The organism is Microbulbifer mixtoriginis (SeqCode) (genome assembly GCF_052466765.1).
In genome coordinates this window covers 3,457,846-3,482,128 of sequence record NZ_CP174289.1, presented here as the reverse complement: position 1 = coordinate 3,482,128, position 24,283 = coordinate 3,457,846, and the positions used below count along the sequence as shown (strand labels likewise).

Here is a 24,283-nt window from a genome sequence, read left to right as displayed (position 1 = left end):
ACGCTTTACAGTTCGCGGGCAACCTTGACGATATCGTAAACTTCGATCTGGTCACCGGACTTAACGTCGTTGTAGTCCTTCACCCCGATACCACACTCCATACCGTTGCGCACGTCCTGCACATCGTCTTTGAAGCGGCGCAGGGATTCCAGCTCACCCTGGTAGATTACAACGTTGTCGCGCAGCACGCGGATCGGCTTGTTGCGGTAAACGGTACCCTCGGTAACCATACAACCGGCAATCGCGCCAAACTTCGGTGAGCGGAATACATCGCGAACCTGGGCAATACCCACGATCTCTTCGCGAACTTCCGGCTCCAGCATACCAGACAGTGCCTGCTTCACTTCGTCGAGCAGGTTGTAGATCACGCTGTAGTAGCGAATCTCTACGCCTTCGGTCTCTGCAGTTTTACGCGCTGCAACATCGGCACGGGTGTTAAAGCCCAGTACGATAGCGCCGGAAGTCAGTGCCAGGTTGATATCGTTCTCGGCGATACCACCCACACCACTGGAGACTACATTTACGGAAACTTCTTCGTTACCGATATCCGCCAGTGCACCCAGAATAGCTTCCAGGGAACCACGCACGTCGGCCTTGATGACAACCGGCAGCACCTTGCGCTCGCCAGCTTCCATATCCGCAAACATGTTTTCCAGCTTGGCTGCCTGCTGGCGCTGCATACGATCGCGTCGCTCGCTGTCAGCGCGCTGTTCAGCCACCTCACGGGCCTTGCGCTCATCGGCAACCACCATGAACTCGTCACCGGCATTCGGGGTGGAATCCAGACCCAGCAGCTCTACTGGGGTGGACGGACCAGCTTCCTTCACCTGCTTGCCGTGCTCGTTGGTCATGGCACGTACGCGACCATAGCTCTGACCAGCCAAGATAATGTCGCCGCGCTTCAATTCGCCATTCTGCACCAGCAGGGTAGCAACAACACCGCGGCCTTTTTCCAGGCGGGACTCAATCACAACGCCAGTGGCCGGTACATTTACCTTGGCCTTCAGCTCCAGCATTTCCGCTTGTAGGGACACCGCTTCCAGGAGGTCATCAATACCCTGGCCAGTATGCGCGGATACGTTGATGAACTGGGTATCGCCGCCCCAGTCTTCTGGGATTACGTCTTTTGCGGCCAACTCATTTTTCACGCGATCGGGATCCGCGGCTTCTTTGTCGCACTTGTTCACGGCAACAACCAGCGGTACACCGGCGGCGCGGGCGTGATTCACGGCTTCCTCGGTCTGCGGCATAACGCCATCATCGGCGGCCACTACCAGGATTACCACGTCGGTGGCCTGAGCACCGCGGGCACGCATGGCAGTAAAGGCGGCGTGTCCCGGAGTATCCAGGAAGGCGATCTCGCCCTGGCTGGTTTTCACTCGGTAGGCACCGATATGCTGGGTAATACCACCAGCCTCACCAGAAGCCACCTTGGTCTTGCGGATATAGTCGAGCAAAGAGGTTTTACCGTGGTCGACGTGCCCCATTACGGTTACTACCGGTGCGCGGGTAACCTCGGTGCCCTCTTGGGCCTTAGATTGCGCCATCAAGCTGTCTTCCAGCTCGGTCTCGGAGCGCATTACGACTTTGTGGCCCATTTCCTCGATGATCAACTGTGCAGTCTCACGGTCCAGGCTCTGGTTGATGGTAGCCATCTCGCCCATTTTCATCAGGCGCTTGATCAGCTCCCCAGCCTTCACATTCATCTGCTTGGCCAGTTCTGCGACGGTGATGGTATCGCCCAACTGTACTTCGTACACCTGCTTCTCCGTGGGCCGTTTAAACCCATGAGTCGGTTTAATTTTCAGATTCGGACGAGACAGGGAGCGCGTGCTGCGCTTGCTGGCTTCATCTTCCTCAAATACTTCCAGTGCCTGCTCGTACAGAGAGGTTTTGCTGGACTTCTTCGGGCCGGACTTGGAGCGACGACCTCGACGCTTGCGGGGCTCGTCCTCAGCACGAGCAGCTTCGCTTGGGGCGGCTTCTAGCTTGCGGCGCAAAGAGGGTTTAACCTCTTCGGTTTTTTCCGTAGCTTTGGTGGGCTTCGCCTTAGCAGCCTGAGAGGCCTGAGCAGCCTTCTCTTTTTTCTCTTGGGCGGCGCGTCGGTCGGCTTCTACTTTCGCCTTCTTCTCTTCTAGCTCGCGCTTCTCTTGCTCAGCCTGCTGCTTGCGACGCTCCATCGCGGCGATACGCATCGCCTCAATATCGTCTACATACGTTGAGCGGATGGGTGCGGCGGGTTCCGCCTTTTTCGCTACATTATCTACGGGTTTACCCTCTGCCTTATTATCGGCTTTCTGTGCTTCTTTAGCGGCTTCCGCTGCGGCAGCTTCCGCGCGAGCCTTCTCTTCTGCCTCGGCAGCGGCCTTCGCCTCTGCCTCAGCCTTCAAACGTGCTTCCTCTTCCTCAGCAGCGCGACGAGCGGCCTCAGCTTCAGCGGCAGCCTTGGCTTCCGCTGCTGCTTTAGCTTCAGCGGCTGCTTTGGCTTCCGCTTCTGTGATAGCAGTAGCATCCGCGCCCTGAAGAGCCTCTTCCACCTCGGCAGCGCTCTCGGTACCAGCTCCTGTTTCAAGCTCAGCCTGTGGACGCTTCACATAAGTGCGCTTCTTGCGCACTTCCACGTTTACAGTTTTACGGCCGGTGCCAGAGCCGGTTTTCAGCGTGGTTGTGGTCTTGCGCTTCAAGGTGATCTTGCGTGGGCTAGCGCCCTGCTCCCCGTGACTGCTTTTCAGGAAACTGAGCAGGACCTGCTTTTCCTCATCTGACACCACTGCATTCGCAGAGGTGTGAGGCAAACCCGCTTCTTTCATCTGCTTGAGCAGACGGTCTTCGGTGGCACCAACCGATTTGGCGAGTTCGCTAACTGTTACTTCGGCCATTCTCTCTCCTAAAAGTCACTTGGTCGGAGGGGGTTACTTATACGTAATACTTATTGCGGTGTGTTTAAGCCTGCTCGCCATCATCATCGGCAAACCAGGGCTCACGCGCCTTCATAATCAGCGCTGCGGCGCGCTCCTGATCGAGACCCTCGATATCGAGCAGGTCATCCACTGCTTGTTCCGCCAGGTCTTCCATAGAGGCAATACCGCGGCTGGCTAGCTGGAAAGCCAGCTGGCGCTCCATACCATCCATATTCAACAGATCTTCCTGGGGCTCAGAAGCATCCAGCTTTTCTTCAGAGGCCAGGGCCTGGGTGAGCAGGGAATCCTTGGCTCGGGCGCGTAACTCTTCGGCGATATCCTCATCGAAGCCCTCGATTCCGAGCATCTCTTCAATGGGCACGTAAGCCACTTCCTCTAGGGAGGTAAAGCCCTCTTCCACCAGTACAGCGGCGACATCTTCATCAATATCCAGGCGGTCGATAAACACCTGCATGATGGAGCTGGATTCAGCCTCCTGCTTATTCTGCCACTCGTCGGAACTCATGACATTGATTTGCCACTGAGTCAGCTCTGAAGCCAAGCGAACATTCTGGCCACTGCGGCCGATAGCCATAGCGAGATTTTCCTCAGCTACCGCCACATCCATAGAACCGGTGTCTTCGTCGACAACGATGGATTCAATTTCCGCCGGCGCCATGGCGTTGATTACAAACTGGGCCGGATTTTCGTCCCACAGCACGATATCCACACGCTCACCAGACAGCTCATTGGAAACTGCCTGAACACGCGCACCGCGCATGCCCACACAAGCACCGACAGGATCGATGCGACCGTCGTTGGTGTTTACTGCGATTTTTGCACGCAGGCCGGGATCGCGGGCCGCGCCTTTAATTTCGATTACCTGCTCGGAGATTTCCGGCACTTCAATGCGGAACAATTCGATAATCATTTCCGGGCAGGAGCGGCTCAGCATTAACTGAGGGCCGCGGGCTTCCGGCTGGATTTCCAACAGAATTGCGCGCACACGATCACCGAGGCGGAAAATTTCGCGGCCAACCAGCTGATCGCGGGGCAGGCGCGCTTCGGCGTTATTCCCCAGGTCTACAGCGATAAAGTCGCGGGTCACCTTCTTCACAGTGCCGCTGACCATCTCTCCGACGCGATCGCGGTACTCGTCTACAACTTTGGCGCGCTCGGCTTCACGTACTTTTTGCACGATAACCTGCTTGGCGGTCTGTGCAGCGATGCGGCCAAATTCTACATTTTCCACCTGCTCGCGGAAAACGTCACCTGCTTTCAGGTCAGCATCTTTTTCGTGAGCTTCTTCCAGGGTGAACTGGGTACCCAGCTCCGCCAGGACTTCATCACCGACTACTTCCCAGCTGCGGAAAGTCTCGTAATCGCCCGAACGACGATCAATGATAACCTCAATGGTTGAATCTTCGTCGTAGCGCTTCTTCGTGGCCGTTGCCAATGCCGCTTCGATGGCCTGGAAAATAATCTCCTGGTCAACGCCCTTCTCGTTGGATACCGCCTCGGCTACCAGCAAGATCTCTTTGTTCATGCAACTGTGCCTCAAAATCGCCTGAGCTCAGGCTCCTACAGGTTACTTGGTAAATTGGGGAATAATATTTGCTTTCTCGATGCTGTCGATCGGCAGCAGGTATTCATTTTCACTGTCCACGCGCAGAACGACTTCATCCCCTTCCACACTGGCCAGCAGGCCGCGCCACTTGCGCTGACCGTCGAGCGGCATACGCAGGCGCACCTCGATTTGGGCACCGGCAAAACGCTCGTACTGCTCCAGCTTATACAGGGGACGGTCTAGTCCTGGGGAGGAGACCTCCAGGGTATATCTACCGCTAATGGGGTCTTCCACATCCAGTACGGCACTGGCCTGGCGACTGACTTTCTCGCAGTCCTCCACACCTATGCCATTTTCAGAATCGATATAGATGCGCAGCAGCGCGTTGCGACCATGGGTCTGATAATCGATCCCCCACAGTTCACACCCCAGCGATGCCACCACCGGCGCCAGAAGTTCTTCCAGCAATTCGCGTTTGCTCGCCATTTACGTCACCACATACAAAAAATGGGCCTGCGGCCCACTTCGAAAATTATCTGCAACTTTTCTTGCAGATACGAAAAAGCCCCTGACGGGGCTTTGACCGCACATTCACGCAGCCAGTATGCATGAATGCAAAATTTGGTAGCGGGGGCAGGATTTGAACCTACGACCTTCGGGTTATGAGCCCGACGAGCTACCAGGCTGCTCCACCCCGCAACAACACATGCGCATCAAAGCTTTTATAGAAAAGCAAAATTGGTAGCGGGGGCAGGATTTGAACCTACGACCTTCGGGTTATGAGCCCGACGAGCTACCAGGCTGCTCCACCCCGCAACAACAAATGCACATCAAAGTTTTTGCTAAAAGCAAAATTGGTAGCGGGGGCAGGATTTGAACCTACGACCTTCGGGTTATGAGCCCGACGAGCTACCAGGCTGCTCCACCCCGCAACAACTCCGAGAAACAAAGCCTGGTTGACCTTTGTTTCCCTGCGGCGGGACCAGCCCAACCACTCAAGAGGCTGCGCATTCTATGGTTAGCGTCCCCATGAGTCAAGCCACAATTGGCATTTGTTTTCCCCTTCAGTCGGGAACAGCCTCGAATATACCTCGCTGATCAGTATAGAAAAGGAAGAAAATCCCGCAAATACAGCCCACTGCATATGCCGATTCTTACTTCCAATGCCACGGCCCTGTGTGTATTCATCACATCAAGCCTTGCTGTTTAGCGGGTGAGCTGGTGCACTATGGCACGCCGTACTGGTGGAAAATGTTCACTGATACGCAATATCGCTCTGCGTAATAATTTCGCTGGCAGTCGATCATCGGTGAAAAGGTCCACAACCCGGTTAGTACCGGTATAAATAGGGTGCGAATCCAAACGGTGCTGAGCCTGATAGCGAGACAATGCAAGGGAGAGCCCCGCCGGCTGATACAACCGCGTTACATTATGCAATTGGCTAGCCAGAGTATTCGCGCCGGCCAAGCCCAGGTTAAAACCGTGCGCCGTAACGGGGTGCATCCCCACCGCAGCATCTCCCACCAGGGCAAAGCGCTCAGCAAGAAATCGATGGGCATAAACTGCCACTAACGGGTAACAATGGCGCCTACTAAACGCCTCAACAGTCCCAAGAGCCCCAGCGCTCTCTCTCTGAACATGGGCCGCAAATTCCCTATCGCTGTAGGCCATCACTTCCTCGGCACAATTGGCGGATACCGTCACTACCGCCGAACAGGTTTGCGCATCGGACATTGGCAGTAGAGCAAGGGTTGAACCGTAACGAAAACACTCCCGGGCAACGCCACCATGCTCCCGCTCTGTGCGCACCGGACCTAGCACCGCAACCCTACCGAAATCGCGCATATCTGCGCCAATCCCAGCCATACGACGAACCTCAGAAAAGCGGCTATCCGCCGCCACCAACAAGGCCGCAGTAACAACCTGCCCCCCTTCAAGCTGTACCAGTCGCCGACTCGTCTCGCAACGTGTGCCAATCACCTTGCTATTAGGCAGCAGCTGTATATTGCTATCCTCACGCACTGCCTCATAAAGTACCCGCCGAATTGCAGCATTGGGTACAATAAAGCCCAGTGGACCTCGCCCCCGAGTATCGAAGTCCAGACTAGAGGGGGAATCGCCATCGACCACCTGCGCAGACTGCAGCGAGCTCTGCTCCTCGGGCTTCAGCCGCTGCCAGGCTCCTAGAGACTGCAACAATCTTACGGATTTGTGAGTGAGCGCAATTTCCCGCCCATCGTTCGCTGGACACGCCAGCATTTCATCATCCTGGCGCTCCAGCAACGTTACCCTGCAATCCCGAGCAGCCAGCATAAGCGCCAAAGCCAGACCCGCAGGACCCGCCCCTACAATCGCGACATCTGTGTGCAGCATCCTCCCCCCTAGAACATCCCACTTCAATTTCTGATTGTGATAAATAACTTTTGTTATCGACCGATCGAAGCTCACTTTATGCTGGAGTAACAGCGGGGCAACTGATACAAATCAGAAAATCTCAAGGCAGGCACAACAAGAGAATAGACACATACAAAGGATCGTATATGCAGGTAGAAATCGATATCGTCGACGCTTTCACCAGCGCCCAATTTGGAGGCAACTCTGCAGCGGTAATCATTACTGAAAAGTGGCTCAGCGAACCCTTGATGCAATCCATCGCCGCACAAAACAATCTCTCGGAAACAGCATTCCTACTCAAGCGTAGCGACAGCGAATATCATATCCGCTGGTTTTCTCCGTTAACCGAAATCGACTTTTGTGGCCACGCCACCCTGGCCTCTGCTTTTGTAGTCTTTCGAAAGCACCCACATTTAAAGGTTTTGGATTTATTTGCTGAGGCAGTCGGTGAGATGCATATCACTCACAGAGGGGACGGCCTGATCGCTATGAATTTTCCCTCCCGCACCCCACAGCCATTAGCTAACATTCCCTGTGACCTGCTCGAAGGGCTATCGATCACACCGAGAGAAGTTCTGCGCAACAATCAAGCCTACTTTGCCATTTACGCTGAAGAAGAGAATGTTCTGCAACTGCAGCAGGACCCCGCCAGGCTGGCAAAACTCGCTCCCTATGATGTGGTAGTCACCGCACAATCTAGGCAATACGATTTTATCTCCAGGTATTTTTGGCCCACCAATGGCGGTGCTGAAGACCCAGTAACCGGCTCCATTCACACCGGACTGGCACCCTACTGGGGAGAAAAACTGGGAAAATCAAACCTGATAGCCTTCCAAGCCTCAAAACGCGGAGGCCTGCTACACTGCCAGCTTGATGGAGAGCGAGTGATCATCTCCGGCAACGCGGTGCCATACCTTAGCGGCTTGATTGATGTAGTCGAAAAGGACAAGTAGTTCTTAGTCACTGCACGATCGTCAGATTTCACGCGCAAAAAATCCTTTGCCACAAAAAAATAAATGGAGAAAAAAATGAATCACAAAGGTTCATGCCTCTGTAATGAAGTCCAGTTCACAGTGGAAGGGGCTTTTGAAAGCTTCTTCCTTTGCCACTGCGACCACTGCCGTAAAGACACTGGTTCCGCCCATGCCGCCAGCCTCTTTTCCACCTCGGCCAAGCTCCACTGGAACCACGGGGAAGAACTCATCAAGGTCTTTAAACTCCCCTCAACCCGACACGTAAAAAGCTTCTGCGGTCAATGCGGATCCGCCCTGCCCTTTGCCGACAAAGAAGCAGGATTACTGGCAGTGCCCGCTGGCAGCCTTAACAGCCCTATAACCATTAGACCCAATGCACATATCTTTATGGCCAGTAAAGCCGATTGGGACAAGGACCTTGGCAAAGTACCAGAACTCGATGGTTTCCCCCAGGTTGATAAAGCCGACACCCCCTGAAAGGAACAACGGTGCCGCTTGCAAATAAGCAAAGCAGCACCTCACAACCTTTTGTAAGTTTTAGCCTGGGTGACCATCTACTCTGGGTTGAAATAGAACTGGGGTGTAGTAAATCAGGAAAAGTGAGTAACCCAGCACCCAGGCAACAATAGCAGCGAGAAAGCCACTGGGAGCCGGCGCCCAGAAAATACGAGCCAGGGCGGATAACGCCAGTGCGGCAAACGCCAACGGCATAAGACGCGGCGCCTGTAAAATACGGCCGGTATGCCCCAAACTCACACGGCTGGTCATAGCCAGAATCAAACCACCAATGCCACCCACCGCAAAAGCATGTAGCGCTGGGCTCTGCCAAGCGGGTGCGATTCCACTCCAGGCCAAAGCGGCGAGAAAACAACCCAAAATCACCAACCAATAACTGAGGTGTAGGGACCAAACCATGGGCTCCGCCCAGATCTTGGTGGGATGCCAGCGCAACACTCTTACCAGCTGCAAAACACCCAGGGTAATGGCCAGCAATGCCCAAACTATCTTGGGCAGATCCAAGGCCACACTAAGCAGTAGGAGTACGATCGCAATATGCGTGCCCCATTCCACAATGGGCAACTTCTCACGCGGGCTCAAATGGAAGCGCCGCGCAGTAAAGAAAGGAATAACCCTGCCACCAATCACCAAAATAATCGCCGTCACCAAGAGCAGAGCCATCAACGCCACCCGGTTCTGCGCAGCGGGTAACAACCAGTGGCTGGCCGCCAGTCCAGCAAAGGCCAACATAGCCGGCAGTACAAATAAGTTGCGCCATTGCTTGGTGCGCAGTACACGCGCCCCTAACAAGAATGCAGCCAGCAGGAAGAAAGACACCTCGGCCACGACCGGCATCCACAGAGGCACTGCCGCAAAGAGATATCCCAGGCGTGCCAGCAACCATAAACCCACCAGGCTTATTAGCTGAGTCCCCTTTGGTGAGGGAATTCCGGTCCAGGTTTGCATGGCGGTACCCAAAAAGCCCACCACTACTGCCGCGGCAAAGCCAAACAACATTTCATGGGAATGCCAGGCAACCCCCACACGTAGGGCGGGCAGCTGCCAACCGGACAGAGAGGCCTGCCAGATCAGTAATGCGATCATGCTCCACAGGGCACCACCCCAAAAGAAAGGTCGAAAAGGCATGCGCCAGAAAGGGGCGATGGATTCCGCGCTCGCGCGGTCGACAATGGGTATCACAATCTTTTCTCCTTAAACAAAGGGAGGTTAGTTCTCCCGGGGCAGGTATTTGCCTTCACAAGCCTCCATTCACAGTTAACACGCACTGCACAGCGCCATTATCACTGTTTCGAAATCAGCAATTTAAACGCAGGAGCCAAGAAAGGGGTCAGCACCAATAAGTCCCGTTTCTACTCAATGCCCAATGTAATGCCAGCCTGATGATTCACCACAATGTGAATTAACACCTGAGAGTCCATTCTAAGAATTGAGCACTCCGCTTATTTTCCCCCAATCAACCCTATTAGTTAATAGGCAAGGGGCATAGTTTTTAAAATTTATAACCCTATACAAAAAGCGGGCATTTTCCCCATAAAAAAATCAAATAATGATTGACAAAAAAGCAACCTCGCCAAAAAAACCGCTGACTTAAAGTTCAACTTTAAGTTAGTAAGCCAACAACTTTATTCAAAGAATCCTCACTGCCTATCGATAAAATTTATAAACACCGAAATATCAACAATTAAACAACTAGGATTTATATTTTACATTTTGTTATCTGCAAGCTTCCCTCGTACAAACAAAACACATACCAGCAGCGCCAATAAAGCCAAGTAAGCATTGACCACAAACGCACGATCAATACCTGTGGATAAACTCGGGGCCAAGGATACTATGGTGGTATTCATTGCCAACCCTATCGCCCCACCAATAATCTGGAACATAAAAATCAGGGCTGCAGCAAGGCTAGCTCGATCAGGGCCCACTGCAGTAACAGCAGCAGTGGTAATGGTGGGAAAAAATAGACCCAGTCCAATTCCCAGAGAAATTAAGCCTGGCACTAAATGAATGTAACGAGTGTGCTCCAAGAGGTTTGATAACAAAAACATCCCTCCGCCAAGAAAGATAGCTGCCGCTGACAAAATCACTTTGGCCCCAAGCATGGCATAGAGCCTGCCAGCAACATAGGAAACAACTCCATAAGTAATCATAACTGGCAGCAAGCCGGCACCAGACCAGACAGCGGAGAATTTTAATTCTTTTATTAAAAATTGTGGTACATAAAGCAACATCGAGACAAAAATCACGGAAAGTAACAGCGTTGTAATGCCCACAGTAAAAAATCGCCCATTTGTTGCCACATCCGCAGGGATGAGTGGGCTTACCCTCGCATGAGCCTCCACCCAGGAAAAAGAACAAAATGTAATAACAGAAACGATAAGCAACCCCAAAACCAAGGAGCTACTCAAGCCCATATCCACAACAAAATCCAGAGCCAGCAAGAGTGTTAATAAAGAAATCGACAGGAAAATAATTCCTGCATAATCCACCTGCTCACCAGATTTTTCTGGGCTGTCATCATCAATTACTCGCCAGCTAATCAACATAGCGATAAGCGCAATAGGGAAATTAATAAGAAATATCCAACGCCAACTAAGGAAATCAGTAAGCAAGCCTCCGAGTAGCGGCCCAACCGAATTGGCAAACCCGCAAACTGTCATAATCAAACCACCAGCCTGTCCAGCGCGATCCTCCGGCATAATCTGATAGGTCATCCCAAGAATTGCCGGCCACATCAAGGCCCCACCCACCCCCATCAGCGCCCGGCTGCCCAATAGCATCCAGACATTAACCGCAAAGCCACCCAATAGAGAAAACAGAATAAAAATACTGCTGCCAATAAAAAACAGACGGCGGCGCCCAAACATATCAGCCAGGCGACCTCCGGTGACAATCAACACACCGAATACCAGTGCATAACCGTTAATTACCCACTGCATCGTAGAAATATCTGCCTGGAAATGTCTCTGCATAGCCGGTATTGCCACAGAGAAAGCTGTAAAGTCATTGGCGATTAGAAAAATCGCAAAGGTTAATGCGGTTAGAGCAATGATCTGCTTTTTTGAAAGTGCCTCTTTTGCCGCTGCCATAGGTACTCCAGGCTGCCAATAGCTGAATTTATCGGCTCAATCTATTCACAATTTTAGAAGTAAAAAGTTGATCTCAAACTTTAAAGGAGAGGGTTCAATTTGACATTTTAAGAGCTGGAATCTAATTACTGATAACAAAGTCCTATATTACTGAGAAAATCCCCTTATAAACTGTAGACAACCAATAGCCTCCTACTTTCTTCCCAGGATTTCTACACTTCTCTCTCATACCGCCTTCCCGTTTTATCACCAACACTTACCCATGTAACAAGGTGAGTCCGGAAAGTTACTCTCAGAAATGAATTAGGGTATCTCACGGCACAGTGAGAACGAGCCAGTATAATTCGGATTTTAATCATATGCGCCATGAATTTAATTCATCAGGATGAGAATAGTGAAATCCATCCTGATTCAAACTCCGCCATCGACCGGCACCTAGGTAAAGACAAGCAGTAGTGCCATTAACAGTGGTTTGGGAAGAGTTCTATTAAGCTGTTCTGGAACTGATCCGCCGCTAAAGCCGATCCAATGCAGTAAACCGACTTCAGCGCTAGGCAGAGGCGGAAAGTAGTCGCCTGCGCCTGAAGTCGGACTTTTACGAACGAACAAAAAATAATATATAGATCTCAGTGCCAGCTGTGAATAACATCCAGTGTACACACTGTAACTACAATGACTCACACTTACGATATAACCCCGCTTACTTAAAGCGATTTACCGTCATAGTTAAAGATTTAGGCCAGACTACACTTACAGTTGTAGCCAGGCAAAAGTAATGGAGCTGTTAATCTATAGCAACCACCCTAGCTGTCTTTTTTACTCACCATTTACTGTTACACCATATACAATCCCCGTGCGCTATATTCATATATACCAGCACTTTATCGAAAACACTATTAATTTTAATCTAGTGGAGAGCTACCGCTATGCTCGAACGGAAAACTGTCGAAGAGGTATTCAACGTTCTCCGTACCGACCCCCAACCATTTTTAGAGCGCGTTGCGGACAATGTGCACTGGGTTATAAAGGGGACCCATGCTATGGCTGGTGAATATTACTCCAAGAAAGAATTGGTCGAGCGTGCCTTTCATGGAATTGGCAAGGTACTCCAAGGGGGTAAGGTAATGATGGAGGTCAAGCGAATACTAATCGACGGGGACTATGCGGTGGTTGAAATGGAAAGCACCTGCATCGCATTAAATGGTAGAAGATACAACAATACCTACTGTTGGATTGTTAAATTTGAGAATGGCTTAATTACTGAAGGCACTGCCTATGTGGATTCTGCACTGGTACAGCAGGTCTTGGAGGAAAACTCTTAACCCAATTTTTTATTGCCGAAAAACTTGCTTTGGCTTCAGACTATATAAAAATTATCTGTACAAAGCCCGGTAGCAATACTTGCTACCGAGCCCACTGATCAGTAAAGAGCCGCATATTTACGGCCCCAGATTTTAAGTCGCCACTATTAGTTAGTTTTGGTAATCGATAGTCATATCAAAATTACCCTCTACACATTTAGCGTAATCGCCTTGATTCAGTGCGGAGTAGGCGGTTTGATAGTTCACCAACTGACAGGCAAAACTCTCATTATTGGGATTGTCAGCAGACCAGCCCCAATCCTTATCCCAATAGATACTCAGGGAGGCAGCACCACCTGTCTCAAACTGACCCATATTGGCACATCCCAACTCTTCATCCTCAGGAATATTCACGCCCAAATAGTCGGTGAAACTTTTGTAGTAGTCCATGCGATTCTGAGAGCGAGCGTCCTCTGAACCCTTACTACACTCGATAGCGCCGTTCACAATATTGGTAGTGACACCAAAACCGGAACTCAGGTTATTGGCCCGGTCAACACTATTGGGCTCCCAGGTCCCATCAACCACATGCAACATGCTCGGCTTGGGCGGCTGTGGATACACGAAGAAGAAAATAGCGCTCGCCAAGTTCAACCAGGTATCCGCAACCAGCTCCGGATTTTCCAGCAGTGTATAAATATCACCGTACATAGCCTGAGAGAAAGGCCCATAGTTATAGTTCCAGCTCAACTGCTTGGCACCGCGGCCAAAATAACTCTTGTAACCGCCATCGGCATTGATGGCACAGGGCCATACATCCGCCGCCCAGCTGCTGCTGGATTCGCAGGCGCCATAGCCACCGGAAGTTTCCTCAGTCCAACCAATCTCACGAATCCAGTAGAGACCCTGACGCCATTCCGGCTCATCCCAGGCCGCCGCATGGGCACCGGTTTCCTGGCCAAAATGGGCAAACATTACTGCCAGCGCTTTACGGCAAATAGCATCGGAATTGCGACCATCGGTGTAGTCACCGCAAAAAGCCGGAAACTTGGCCACTGCGCGCAGGAAATTGGTGTAAGTGTATGCATCGGCCCGCAGGGGGAACAAATAGCCCCAGGTATCCTCAGAAATAATACTCTCAACACGCTGAACATTTGTCGGGTTAGCACTGCGACCGGGTTGAACCGCTTCCACAATCGCGTTATCTCGGGTCTCAACAGTATTTTTCACTTCTTGCAGAAGCGAATCAGTGGTACGGGCACTCTCCTCCGCCTTCAGTTCACTCAAGCCCATGACATGACCACTTGCGGAGGAACAACCCGTTTGATTGATACTTACCTCTGCAACGTCACTGGCCGCAGAGGAATCGGTAGCCGTCAGCTGGAAGGTGTAGGTCACATTGCTGTAAACCTCAGACAATACCGCCTGAGTGGAGCTGCCCACGTAGTTTGAGAGCTTGATGGAAGGGCCACCTGTCTGGCTCCAGATATAGCGCATACCGCTACCACCAGTAGAGTCAGAACCATCCAGAGTAATGCTGCCAGTACATCCCACACTATTGGCAGAAGCGGAGATCACCGCATTCACTGCACCACCTGAGTTGCCATTATCATTGGCGTCATCACCGTTACCAGCGTCAATGGCGAGGTTTTGCACTGTAACCTGCGCCTCCTCACTGGTTTCACCATCGCTGACAATCAGACTAAAAACAAAGTTCACATCATAGGTTGTGGCCGGCAGAGTCACAGAAGTCGAGGCGCTTGTCGCTGAAGCGATATCCGCTTTAGGAGCGCTCGGTGAGAGCTGTGCCCAACTATAACTGAGCGCGCCATCACCGCCGGAAGCACTAGCGCTGAGCTGCACCGTACCACCACCAGTCACTTGCGTTTGTGAAGTAGACAGGTTGAGAGAGATCGGAGTATTGCCGGTATCACCGCTGTTACCAGTATCTCCTCCACTATTACCGCCGTTATTACCACCAGAGTCTCCGCCGTTTTCGCTTCCATTGTTTTCATCGTTAACGCTACATCCATCGGCCTCTTTGCGAACCCAAGGTGAATCCCAAGTATTTTCCGCTGTCAGTGCATCAGAGGGTAAGTCACTGCCATTTGCCCACCATTGCGCAACAAAAATATCGCCGGCATAGCAAACTTCACTGCCCTTGCGGTAGCTTTGCCCGGATTGGTAAGCGGCTACGTCACTGGATCTATCACTACCGGAATTATCTGAACCAGCAGAATTTCCGGAATCAGAATTGTCATTGTGATTGTGATTGCCGGAATGATCACCATCACTACTATCATCAGAGGCGTCGCAGGCTCCCATTTCTTGCACAATCCAGGGGGAGTCCCAGGTGTTCTGCGCAGTCAGGGCCTCAGCTGGACGCTGTTCTGCAGTAGCCCACCACTGCGCTTTAAAAAGATCGCCGCCATAGCAAACTTGGCTACCTCCCCGGTAATGCTGGCCTTCCACATAGTCTTCTGCGGGCTGATCGGCTGCCACAGCCTGGGCACCAATGATCAATGCCGAAGCAATCGCTGTACGAATAAAAAGGTGGCTCATGGAGTCTCCACTATTCATTTTTAGGGTTCTATTCAAAAATGGATGTATGCAAGGAGGTAGTGCAGCACGCTAGTGTTATTACAAGAAGTGCGGGCTAAGATTTTATCGTTAAACTCTATAGTGGGTTTTCAATTTCTAATTATGTGGTCAGAATTTATAAACCATCTGACTTTAGCCCCAGGCATTTAGAGGAATAATATTCCCATCCAATTAGACTCTTATTTCGGCACAGATAAACTGAGCCATATGATACCTTCAACAAACACTTAAAATTTTTCTGCGCTTTATAGCCAAAACCCCATACATACACTGCAAATTCGATAGAACCTTCTCAGAATGGTTCCCACCATAAAAAACAATTCTTTACAAAACAGCCACCTCAAAACACACATAAAGTACTAGGAAGCGGAAGCAAATAGGAAAGCTATTCCAAAGCATATCGAAAACACCTCTGCCTAGATTCAACTCAGCCTATCTTAAATAGAAATTTAATTTTTAATAAAACAGACAAATCAATACACAAAAAGCACATAAATATCATTCCATAGATAATCTTTTGCATATTTCTTCCATATTTATATATTTCAGGCTGTCGGCAAATGTAAAAAAACTAAACGAGCCAATGTCATTCTCCAGAGCAATTTCTCTCATACTTCCAACAATCCAGCTTAACAGCCCTCCTTTTCCCTATGAGTGGGCTAGAGCCTCAATAGAAAATCTCTGGTAAAACTATCAATTCCCATTCAGCCTCAACTCCAGCTTTACAATTGAATCGGCTATCGAACTTATCCCTTCAACCTGCAGCCCAGCTTGAGCCTCATCCGAATTACCCTTAAAGGACATCCAGGATTACCTAGCAACTGTTTCCCCACCATATGAAAAAATAGAAAAAAACACAGAGAAAAAAACTAATAGATCAAAGAGCAAGATATTGGTGCTTATCGCACTCAAGGCATTAAGTCATAATGCCAAGCTTAGCATCAATGACCCCCCGTAATTAGAGCAACCTCTGATGACTCTGAGATTAGCAATCATTAAAATAAAGCAGCATTAAGAAACTTATTTGGAATCTAATCGATATAAAGATAAAGACACGAGCCAATAAGGCATCGGATGTATCACAACTTCTATTTCTCTTCCAGGCTCTACCCACTAAGTAATGAAGGGTTGCCAGCGGGGTCAGTGAAAACTAGGATACAACTTCAAGTCTGCTTGAGGTCAATACAGATGAGTGGTCAACAGGATATAGATATTCGCGAAGTCGCAAAACGCAGTGGGCTTCCCTCCTCTACCCTTAGATATTATGAGGAGAAGGGTCTGATCCAATCTATCAGTAGACGAGGTATTGCCAGAGTCTTCCATATCAGTGTGCTGGAGCAGCTCTCTCTAATAGCTCTGGCACGCTATGCGGGCTTCTCTCTCGATGAGATCGCTAGTTTGTTTACATACAACGGAAAACCCAATATTGATCGGGAGCAATTGCTCGAAAAGGCCGATGCAGTGGATAAGAATATCCGCCGCCTGGAAGCTATGCGCGATGGTTTGAGGCATGTGGCAAATTGCCCAGAGGACAATCAGCTGGAGTGTTCAAACTTCCAAAACCTTGTGAAAAGAGCAATGAAATTACAGCAAGAGCCTAGTGATGACTCTACCGAAACGACTCAGAACAAGCTAAGTCACAGCCAATAATCTGTTGTTCTCTTAAAGATGCCACCCCACTAACCTGTGGGGAAACTTGTAAACGGTTAAAGGTTTATTAGAGAGCTAAATGAATCACTACATATTGTGATACCTATAAATGCACCTCCCAAAGAAATCAATACTGGCAGCCCAAGATCTTATTGAGGATGCCGCCAGTTCTGAAAACAAGAAAAGCAATCTACAAATAAAACGATTAATGACCGGTACCTTTAAAAAAGTCATGAAGATATCGATTCACAGCCACCCATTTTGTAATTTACCAACCAGATACTTCCCTTGAGAGCTGTACTATCGTTGTGATAAGGAAAACAACAGCTTGCTATTATGAAGGTACTGATTGTCGGTGCGGGACCAACTGGTCTTACTCTTGCCGTGGAATTAGCACGCCGGAATATATTTGCCAGGATTATAGATAAACGTGATAGTGCCTCTACTCTGAGTAGGGCCGTTGGTATTACCTCTAAAAGTTTAGAGCTACTATCACACTCCGGTGTATCTAAAAGGCTGATTGAAGAGGGGGTGCCCATTCAAAAAGCTTGTATCTATCAAGATAACCACCTTGCTTTGACCTTGCCGCTGCATTCAAGTACCTCTTATTTTCCTACCATATTGGGGTTACCCCAAGACCGCACCGAAACAATCTTAGCGGAGTCTCTGGCCTCCATGGGTGTGGAAGTCGAGTATAAACTCGCACTCAATGAGCTTCATGAGGAAGCGCAATCCGTTACAGCTCAATTATCCAGTGGAGAGGAGAGTAGCTTCGATCTTATTATCGGCGCAGATGGTGTTCGCAGCGCAGTTCGACAAAGTGCCAATATCCCCTATCCCGGATTTGATTTAAACGAAGACTGGTCAATCGCCGATGTGGAACTGGATGATTGGCCTCATCCACAAATGTTCACCCTCACACAGACCAAGCCGGGAATAGTGGCAGTGTCAGTCCCCATCGGTAAAAATCGCTATCGCTTTGTTGGTAACTGCGAGAAGGTTTTGGAAGTTTTTCCGCTGCCGCTAAGAATTCACAAGGTGAGGCAGGAAGGGGTCTTCAAGATATCTATCCGTCAGGCACAGAGCTACTCCAAGGGCAGAATACATCTAGCCGGTGATGCTGCACATTGTCACTCTCCAGTTGGCGGACGAGGTATGAATTTGGGTATCGCCGATGCAGCCGAGCTAGCCAAATGTATTGCAGAAGGCCAGCTGGATAATTACTCGTCGCTACGCCGTCGGGAAGATAAGAAGGTAATAGATATCACAGAGCGAGGAAGAAAAATTGTCACTTCACAATCATTTCTAACCAGGCTCGAATTTTCTGTCTTATTAGCCGCAGCCAATCATCTACCATTTGTTAAAAGAAGACTCAGTAGGTTTGTGGTTGAGTTTTAAAGAGAGCAATAATACCGCGCGGCCCTCTTTACTAAGCCACACTAAACTCTGTCATCATGCCAGAGTCCTCGTGCTCCAGAACATGGCAATGCACCATGTAGGGCATATCCGGCATCGCCTCCAAAGGAAAACGTACATAGATTTCTGCACTACCGGCATTGGATATAGGCACCGTATCCTTCCAGCCACGCATATAGGCCGGTGGCGTAGCATCGTTAAATTTAACCAGGCGAAACTGGCAACCGTGAATATGGACCGGGTGCAGCATAGTGTCTTTGCCCTCAGAAATTCGCCAGTGCAAGTCTGTATTAATCGGGGCCTTGAACCCAGGTTCAGTGAAGGAAAATGAAACACCATTAACCGCATTAGCGGTCAATTGTGCTTTCAAGGGCAACGCTGGCGCCTCAGTGATGAGTTTGAGCACCCTGGTTACCACAGCAGGATCTGTTTTTCCCGAGGCTACCATTTTTTCCAGCCCGCTCGCATCAATAAGTTTGTCTGCGATCTGCGAGCGATTCATCTGCATTACCAACTTCTGGCTGATCGGCGGCAGCTTAGCCGGTATTTCAGGCACTGATACCAGCCGCTCAGGTAAAGAACCCCGCCCCTCCTCATTAGTGGGCACCACACTAAGAAACACTACAGGCCCATCGAATGGGGGCAACCGCATCACCTGCTGGGACACTGGTAGAGTTATAAAATCAAAGGGCTGGCCATTGCGAGCGTCCACCATTACCTCGTAACGCTCCCCGGCAGCTATGGGTAATTCTTTAACCTCTACGGGTTCCGGTAAAAATCCACCGTCTGTGGCAATCACATAGATGGGCCGCTGATCACTAGTGGAGAGTCGGTAGTTACGAGCGTTTGATCCGTCCAGAATCCTGAAGCGCACCCATCCTCTTGGGGGATTAACCACCGGGTTGACCACGCCATTGGTAAGCAAGATATCCCCACAATAGCCCGCTGCAACCGTAATCTCATTAAAGCGATGAAAGAAGCTGCCGTCTTTGTTAAAGCGCCTATCCTGGATAATCACAGGGATATCATCCACCCCCCAGCGCTTGGGCAGAGGCAAGGCATCACTATTTTCATCATCAATGATAATCAGCCCTGCCAGCCCCTTAAGTACCAACTCGGCAGTGGTGGGATAGAGATGCGGATGAAACCAAAGTGTCGCCGCCGGCTGGATAATCGGTAATTTTGCAGTCCATGTATGACCCGGTTTAATGGGCATATAGGGACCACCATCGGCATGACCCGGCACAATCAGGCCATGCCAGTGTGCAGTTACATTCTGGGTCAACTGATTATGTACGTTGGCCGTTACCGTTTCACCCTTGCGCAAGCGCAAAGCCGGGCCTAAAAAGGGGCCATTAAAGCCATAGGTCGGCGTTGTTACTCCCTTGAGAAATACTTTCTCTGCTGGCTTGGCTACTAGATTGATTTCTCCGGCTGAGTCCGCCCTCAACTCCGAAGGAATTGGCAGTACAGGCCTTGTAGAGTAATCCCAGGTGCCATTGGTTTGCGCCCTCATATTAGAACTAGCCAATAGAGATGCCGCCAAGGTACCAAGACAGAAATCTCGACGTGATAAACGAGACAAGAAGAATCCCTCCTCATAATCTTAACGTTAAAATCTGGTAATATTCTGGCGGCTTAAACCTCTCGCTAACTACACACCTCTAATAAGCCCCAAAGCAGCATAGACTGCGGTGGCATCAGCAATAAATGGTTACAAGAGTTGGGGTTAGGTGGCCTTACATTTATCTATATTTATATTCCAACAGCATTACTGTCATTTGAGATACAGGCTGTACTCTTATTTTTCCTCAGCATAGTAATATCCACATCCAGAAGCCAATGCATATTAGAACCACTAGCTTTATCATTTAACCGAAAAAAGCTGGGTTGACACAATCAAAAGCATGGCCTCTCAATAGCGCCTCAATATAATAAATCCGCCAGTGTACATATAGAAATAGACACTCAATAAATCTAAGAAAATATTCCTATACAGTTAACTCAAATAATCAATAAAGCGCCTAAAACTATAAAACAATCCGTAGAATAAATTGCCAATTTTTTTTCAGGCCTTCACTCTAGGCATATATAGAATCACCAAAAAGGTAACATACGCCAAACCCATACTTTTTTCTCATAATTTCAACACTTATTTCCCATGGCGGAGAATCTGACACCTATTGATACTTTTATGAGAAGATTTACTTAGAAAGGGAACCAACTCCAAAAGACTAACCCCATCACTAAATAGAACACTCTCGTATAAACGGGACTCCCTCTAAATCCACGAAGGAGATCATTTAAATCTTATTTTCCACTTAAAGAATCAAAAAAATAATTAGACCTCAATATAGACCTGCCATTTATTTCAGACTCATGCAGTAAAGGAGTCACACATGAAGCCATATTGCAACTTATTTAAAGGGATAATTACATTTATAAGCATTGCAGCCTTTGCCGCAGGGAATCATGAACCTCAAAATCACTTACAAACAGACTTCAGCTCCAGCAGCGATCAAACTGAAAGAAATAACGATAATTTCAGGAGGAGCATTCAAAATGGCAATAAAAATATTGTGGACACCCAGCAAATTAACGAAACACCTGGAGGTAGCATACAATTCATTCAATTAGGAGACTTAAATCAGGCAAATATTTCTCAGCCAGGAACCATAACCTCATCCATTATTAATCGCCAACTTGGCAGTAAAAATATTTTATCTGTCACCCAGACTAACAGCATTAACAGCAACATCTTCATTAATCAACAGGGCAACCAAAACTATTCAAACACAAACCAAATTTCTGGAGACAAAAATAGAGTCATCAATACTCAGATAGGAGGTTCAAATTATTTCATTGCCAAACAAGAAGGGAGCATATCCAGTACTATAAAAGTACATCAAGAAGGCAATGTTCAGCATACCGCTGTAGAGGAAAGCAAATCTAGCTTTTTCAATACTATCTCCATTACTCAACTGAACCAAAAAAATTCTACATTTATTAATTTAGTTACAACAAATAAAAGTAATGTCGATATATTTCAGCAGGGAGCCAAAAATCATGCAGGAATCTTACAAAGCTTATCTGCTAGGAATAGCTTACAAATTCGACAGATTGGGAACTCTAATGCGGTCTTAATCAGTCAGGCTAGCAGTTCTGACAACACTTCCAGTATATTTCAGAAAGGGGATAACAACCAGACTTCAATTACACAAAATGGTAGCAACAACACTATTGTCTTACGCCAGAGTGGAGACCACACATCTGATAACCCAAGCCAGAAATCCATTGAAAAAAGCAAAGACATACAACTAACCAATTCCAACAATCAAGTAATTGTCAATCAGCAAGGTACTGAGTTAAGCAGCATTAACTCCAATCAGTTTGGCTTAGCTAACCAACTCACCATTAACCAGAGCGGTCAAAACATTAACACTTCTAATGAACAACAAGGCAATAAAAATGTTACAGGCATTGATCAAGCTGGAGAGAACCTCACCATCCTTACTCGCCAGATTGGCAATGAAAATCAGTCAACCTTTCATCAAATGGGAAGTGACCTAAACATAATTGCCAAGCAGCTTGGCGATAGAAATAGCCTTTCAATTATTCAGAAAAGTAATTTTAGCGTTATTGAAAGTGTCCAGATTGGAAATGGGAACCGACAAAAAATAGTGCAAAGCAACTCTAGTAGCCGGGCCTCTTTGCATCAAGTAGGGCAAGGTAATACTAGTCGGGTATATCAATGATGGCCAGCTATTACTGATCACTTAAGCCTATATTTTGTATCAACTACTCCCTGTCTTGCTTAGTTTGTAGTGTTCTACTAAACCCGAACACCAATTTAGGAAGTAAAGTTGCCACCGCAGATAGAGGTGTTTAATAAGTAGACAGCATCGATCCTTTTGCCCCGAATTTAAACTAGATGCTGCCCACCTAGCAGTAGATCAAGGCTATTCAACCCCTAAATCAGCCCGGTCACTGGATGTTGACACAACGGCTATCCCACGAGCAACTAGAGACAGAGCGTGGTGGAGAGATACCTACAAGTAAAGCGCTTACCATTGAGCAATAAAATTAAGGAGCTTGAAGCCCGTATCAATCGTCTGGAAAGGGAGAAAGGAATACTAAAAAAGACTACCGCTCTCTTGACGTCCGACGAGATAAATCATACGCGTTTATAGACCGATTGAGTGAGCAGGAGTCCGTGGAACTGGTCTGTAAAGCTTTTGAAACACCTCGATCATGCTACCACGAATATAGGAAAAAGAAGAGCTCCGCTGATGTACCCAGAATGCACCTTCGCTTCAAGGTCATTGAACTCTTCGAGCGCTGCCGTAGCTCTGCAGGAAGCCGTACAATCATAGGTTTACTTTATGCGCAGGGAGTACCAATAGGGCGCTTTAAAGTCCGAAGACTCATGAGAGAAGCGGGTTTGGTGTGTAAGTAACCTGATCATCATAAGTATAAGAGAGCAATCGTAGAGCACTTAAGTATACCAAATAAATTTGACCACAAGTTTAATATAGATAAACCCAACCAAATGTATGGATACCGTCTCTTGATTACACATCCATCACAGGAGTAAGGCGAGACATCAGAGATTACCTGATGACTTACTACAATTGGGAGCGTCCCCACCAATACAATAACGGAATACCGCCCGTGAAAGCAGAAGAGAAGTTAACCTACTGTCCGAAAATAATTGACCACTACCGAGGCGGCCCTTGAGAAATTTAAGTAAGCCTAGCTACTCAATGATGCATGATAAAGTGCTTTCTTACTGCTGCTCCGCGGGATATATCTGACAACTCGCTTTGGATTGGCTGTAGTGGCCAGTCCAATTTATGTGAAGCCTCACGATTCCTTTTGTGCAAGGGTCCACGAACTATTCGTAAAGCTAGTGTGAAATCAATTTGCGCAATTGCTTTATTCGACGATCAGTTTCGCCTGCTCTACATAATTGATAAAGCATTGGCCAGATTGATCCTCCAGCTGCTTCTTCATTTGTTTGTGTAAGACAACTAGAATCACGTTTATTAAGCCATAAACGCTGTTCAGTACGTAGCTTTTTTTGCTTCTGTAGGGTTAGAGAATTTATAGTTTTTTCATAGACTGCATTTAACTGATTATTACTAGATAGGAATTGCTGATATGCACATTGATTCAGCTCAAGTTGAGTACGCTCCCTTCCACACTGCTCTTCCCACTTACTCCAGTTATACTCTATCGCAAACAAGGGGAGAGATATAACGATGGATATTAGTAGTAATATTGTCTTCATAGATACTCCTTAGAACAAAGCTTGATCTAGTACACTATAAGCGGACACACTCCAGTGTATTTTTTTGTGACTCGTACTGTACCAGGCTGATATAACCCAAAGTGTTTTCACCGTTTTTATTGTAGTAGCCTTCAATTTATTCAAACACTGCTTGACGGGCATTTTCTCTATTCAGTAGTGAATCATGGCAGATGGCTTCTATCTTCAGAGAGCGGAAAAAGCTCTCAACATAGGCATTATTCCAACAATCCCATTTCCGGCTCATGCTTTGGGGTATCTTGTGTTTAGCAAGAATTTTTCGGAATTTAGCAAGCGGTACAAAAACTTCATACTTTATAAAATACTTCGGTTCATATACTCCTTTGGTCTATCCAAAAATCCTGAGCCCAGTAACGTTCTCTTATGCGCCAATTCCAATTCTTACAGCCCCACTCCACATACTCTGAAAATCGCATGGCTACTGGGCTTGAAGTTTTGTTGCCCTAAGGTAATATTTCGCCGGTGTGCTAGTTTTTTTTAAGGTTATATGGGGCACTTTAAAGGGCTTATAAGGGTCTTTAAGTAACGATCACTACCAACAAC

Annotated in this window: 15 protein-coding genes, 3 tRNA genes and 1 pseudogene; 7 read left to right on the top strand and 12 right to left on the bottom strand. The window is 48.4% G+C overall.

Annotated features, from left to right (window positions below; translation table 11 throughout):
- Positions 1-5 precede the first annotated feature (5 nt).
- From infB to ubiM, 7 genes are all read right to left on the bottom strand, one after another.
- Positions 6-2,879, bottom strand: a complete 2,874-nt coding sequence (gene infB, locus ACJJIV_RS15165; RefSeq protein WP_444889516.1) for a translation initiation factor IF-2 — start codon at positions 2,877-2,879, stop codon at positions 6-8.
- Positions 2,880-2,943: 64 nt separating this feature from the next.
- Positions 2,944-4,446, bottom strand: coding sequence for a transcription termination factor NusA (gene nusA, locus ACJJIV_RS15160; RefSeq protein ID WP_252083178.1), 1,503 nt, complete (start codon positions 4,444-4,446; stop codon positions 2,944-2,946).
- Between the two features lie 42 nt (positions 4,447-4,488).
- The gene (rimP, locus tag ACJJIV_RS15155) at positions 4,489-4,953 is read right to left on the bottom strand and encodes a ribosome maturation factor RimP (RefSeq protein ID WP_444889515.1); all 465 of its coding nucleotides are present in this window, start codon (positions 4,951-4,953) and stop codon (positions 4,489-4,491) included.
- 136 nt (positions 4,954-5,089) lie between these two features.
- Positions 5,090-5,166, bottom strand: a tRNA-Met gene (locus tag ACJJIV_RS15150).
- A gap of 40 nt (positions 5,167-5,206) precedes the next feature.
- Positions 5,207-5,283: transfer RNA gene (locus ACJJIV_RS15145), tRNA-Met, on the bottom strand.
- A 39-nt stretch (positions 5,284-5,322) separates the two neighbouring features.
- Positions 5,323-5,399, bottom strand: a tRNA-Met gene (locus ACJJIV_RS15140).
- Between the two features lie 274 nt (positions 5,400-5,673).
- Complete coding sequence (ubiM, locus tag ACJJIV_RS15135; RefSeq protein WP_444889514.1) at positions 5,674-6,840, bottom strand: 5-demethoxyubiquinol-8 5-hydroxylase UbiM; 1,167 nt, start codon at positions 6,838-6,840, stop codon at positions 5,674-5,676.
- A 167-nt stretch (positions 6,841-7,007) separates the two neighbouring features.
- On the opposite strand from ubiM, the gene ACJJIV_RS15130 reads away from it, so the two are divergent.
- Positions 7,008-7,814: a PhzF family protein gene (locus tag ACJJIV_RS15130; RefSeq protein WP_444889513.1), complete on the top strand. Its 807-nt coding sequence runs from the start codon at positions 7,008-7,010 to the stop codon at positions 7,812-7,814.
- A gap of 75 nt (positions 7,815-7,889) precedes the next feature.
- Positions 7,890-8,312 carry a GFA family protein gene (locus ACJJIV_RS15125; protein WP_444883896.1) on the top strand — a complete coding sequence of 141 codons (423 nt, stop codon included), beginning with the start codon at positions 7,890-7,892 and terminating at the stop codon, positions 8,310-8,312.
- 60 nt (positions 8,313-8,372) lie between these two features.
- Here the strand turns inward: ACJJIV_RS15125 and ACJJIV_RS15120 are convergent, their stop codons facing one another.
- Both ACJJIV_RS15120 and ACJJIV_RS15115 read right to left on the bottom strand, forming a co-directional pair.
- Complete coding sequence (locus ACJJIV_RS15120) at positions 8,373-9,533, bottom strand: NnrS family protein (RefSeq protein ID WP_444889512.1); 1,161 nt, start codon at positions 9,531-9,533, stop codon at positions 8,373-8,375.
- Positions 9,534-10,057: 524 nt separating this feature from the next.
- The gene (locus ACJJIV_RS15115) at positions 10,058-11,443 is read right to left on the bottom strand and encodes an MFS transporter (protein WP_444889511.1); all 1,386 of its coding nucleotides are present in this window, start codon (positions 11,441-11,443) and stop codon (positions 10,058-10,060) included.
- A gap of 926 nt (positions 11,444-12,369) precedes the next feature.
- Between ACJJIV_RS15115 and ACJJIV_RS15110 the strand changes: the two genes are divergently transcribed.
- Positions 12,370-12,765, top strand: a complete 396-nt coding sequence (locus ACJJIV_RS15110; RefSeq protein WP_444889510.1) for a nuclear transport factor 2 family protein — start codon at positions 12,370-12,372, stop codon at positions 12,763-12,765.
- Between the two features lie 150 nt (positions 12,766-12,915).
- On the opposite strand, the gene ACJJIV_RS15105 is transcribed toward ACJJIV_RS15110, so the two are convergent.
- Positions 12,916-15,306, bottom strand: a complete 2,391-nt coding sequence (locus ACJJIV_RS15105; protein ID WP_444889509.1) for a chitinase — start codon at positions 15,304-15,306, stop codon at positions 12,916-12,918.
- A gap of 1,227 nt (positions 15,307-16,533) precedes the next feature.
- Between ACJJIV_RS15105 and ACJJIV_RS15100 the strand changes: the two genes are divergently transcribed.
- On the top strand, positions 16,534-16,995 hold the full coding sequence (locus ACJJIV_RS15100) for a helix-turn-helix domain-containing protein (RefSeq protein ID WP_444889508.1): 462 nt from the start codon (positions 16,534-16,536) through the stop codon (positions 16,993-16,995).
- 336 nt (positions 16,996-17,331) lie between these two features.
- Complete coding sequence (locus ACJJIV_RS15095) at positions 17,332-18,393, top strand: FAD-dependent oxidoreductase (RefSeq protein WP_444889507.1); 1,062 nt, start codon at positions 17,332-17,334, stop codon at positions 18,391-18,393.
- A gap of 31 nt (positions 18,394-18,424) precedes the next feature.
- Here ACJJIV_RS15095 and cueO read toward each other — a convergent pair whose 3' ends face one another.
- Positions 18,425-19,996, bottom strand: coding sequence for a multicopper oxidase CueO (gene cueO, locus ACJJIV_RS15090; RefSeq protein ID WP_444889506.1), 1,572 nt, complete (start codon positions 19,994-19,996; stop codon positions 18,425-18,427).
- A gap of 814 nt (positions 19,997-20,810) precedes the next feature.
- Between cueO and ACJJIV_RS15085 the strand changes: the two genes are divergently transcribed.
- Together ACJJIV_RS15085 and ACJJIV_RS15080 are read left to right on the top strand one after the other, a co-directional pair.
- Positions 20,811-22,166, top strand: a complete 1,356-nt coding sequence (locus ACJJIV_RS15085; protein ID WP_444889505.1) for a hypothetical protein — start codon at positions 20,811-20,813, stop codon at positions 22,164-22,166.
- A gap of 133 nt (positions 22,167-22,299) precedes the next feature.
- A pseudogene (locus ACJJIV_RS15080) lies at positions 22,300-23,148 on the top strand (IS3 family transposase).
- Between the two features lie 169 nt (positions 23,149-23,317).
- On the opposite strand, the gene ACJJIV_RS15075 reads toward ACJJIV_RS15080, so the two are convergent.
- Positions 23,318-23,701 (bottom strand): lysozyme inhibitor LprI family protein, encoded by a 384-nt coding sequence (locus tag ACJJIV_RS15075; protein ID WP_252083190.1) that lies wholly within the window; start codon positions 23,699-23,701, stop codon positions 23,318-23,320.
- Positions 23,702-24,283 lie beyond the last annotated feature (582 nt).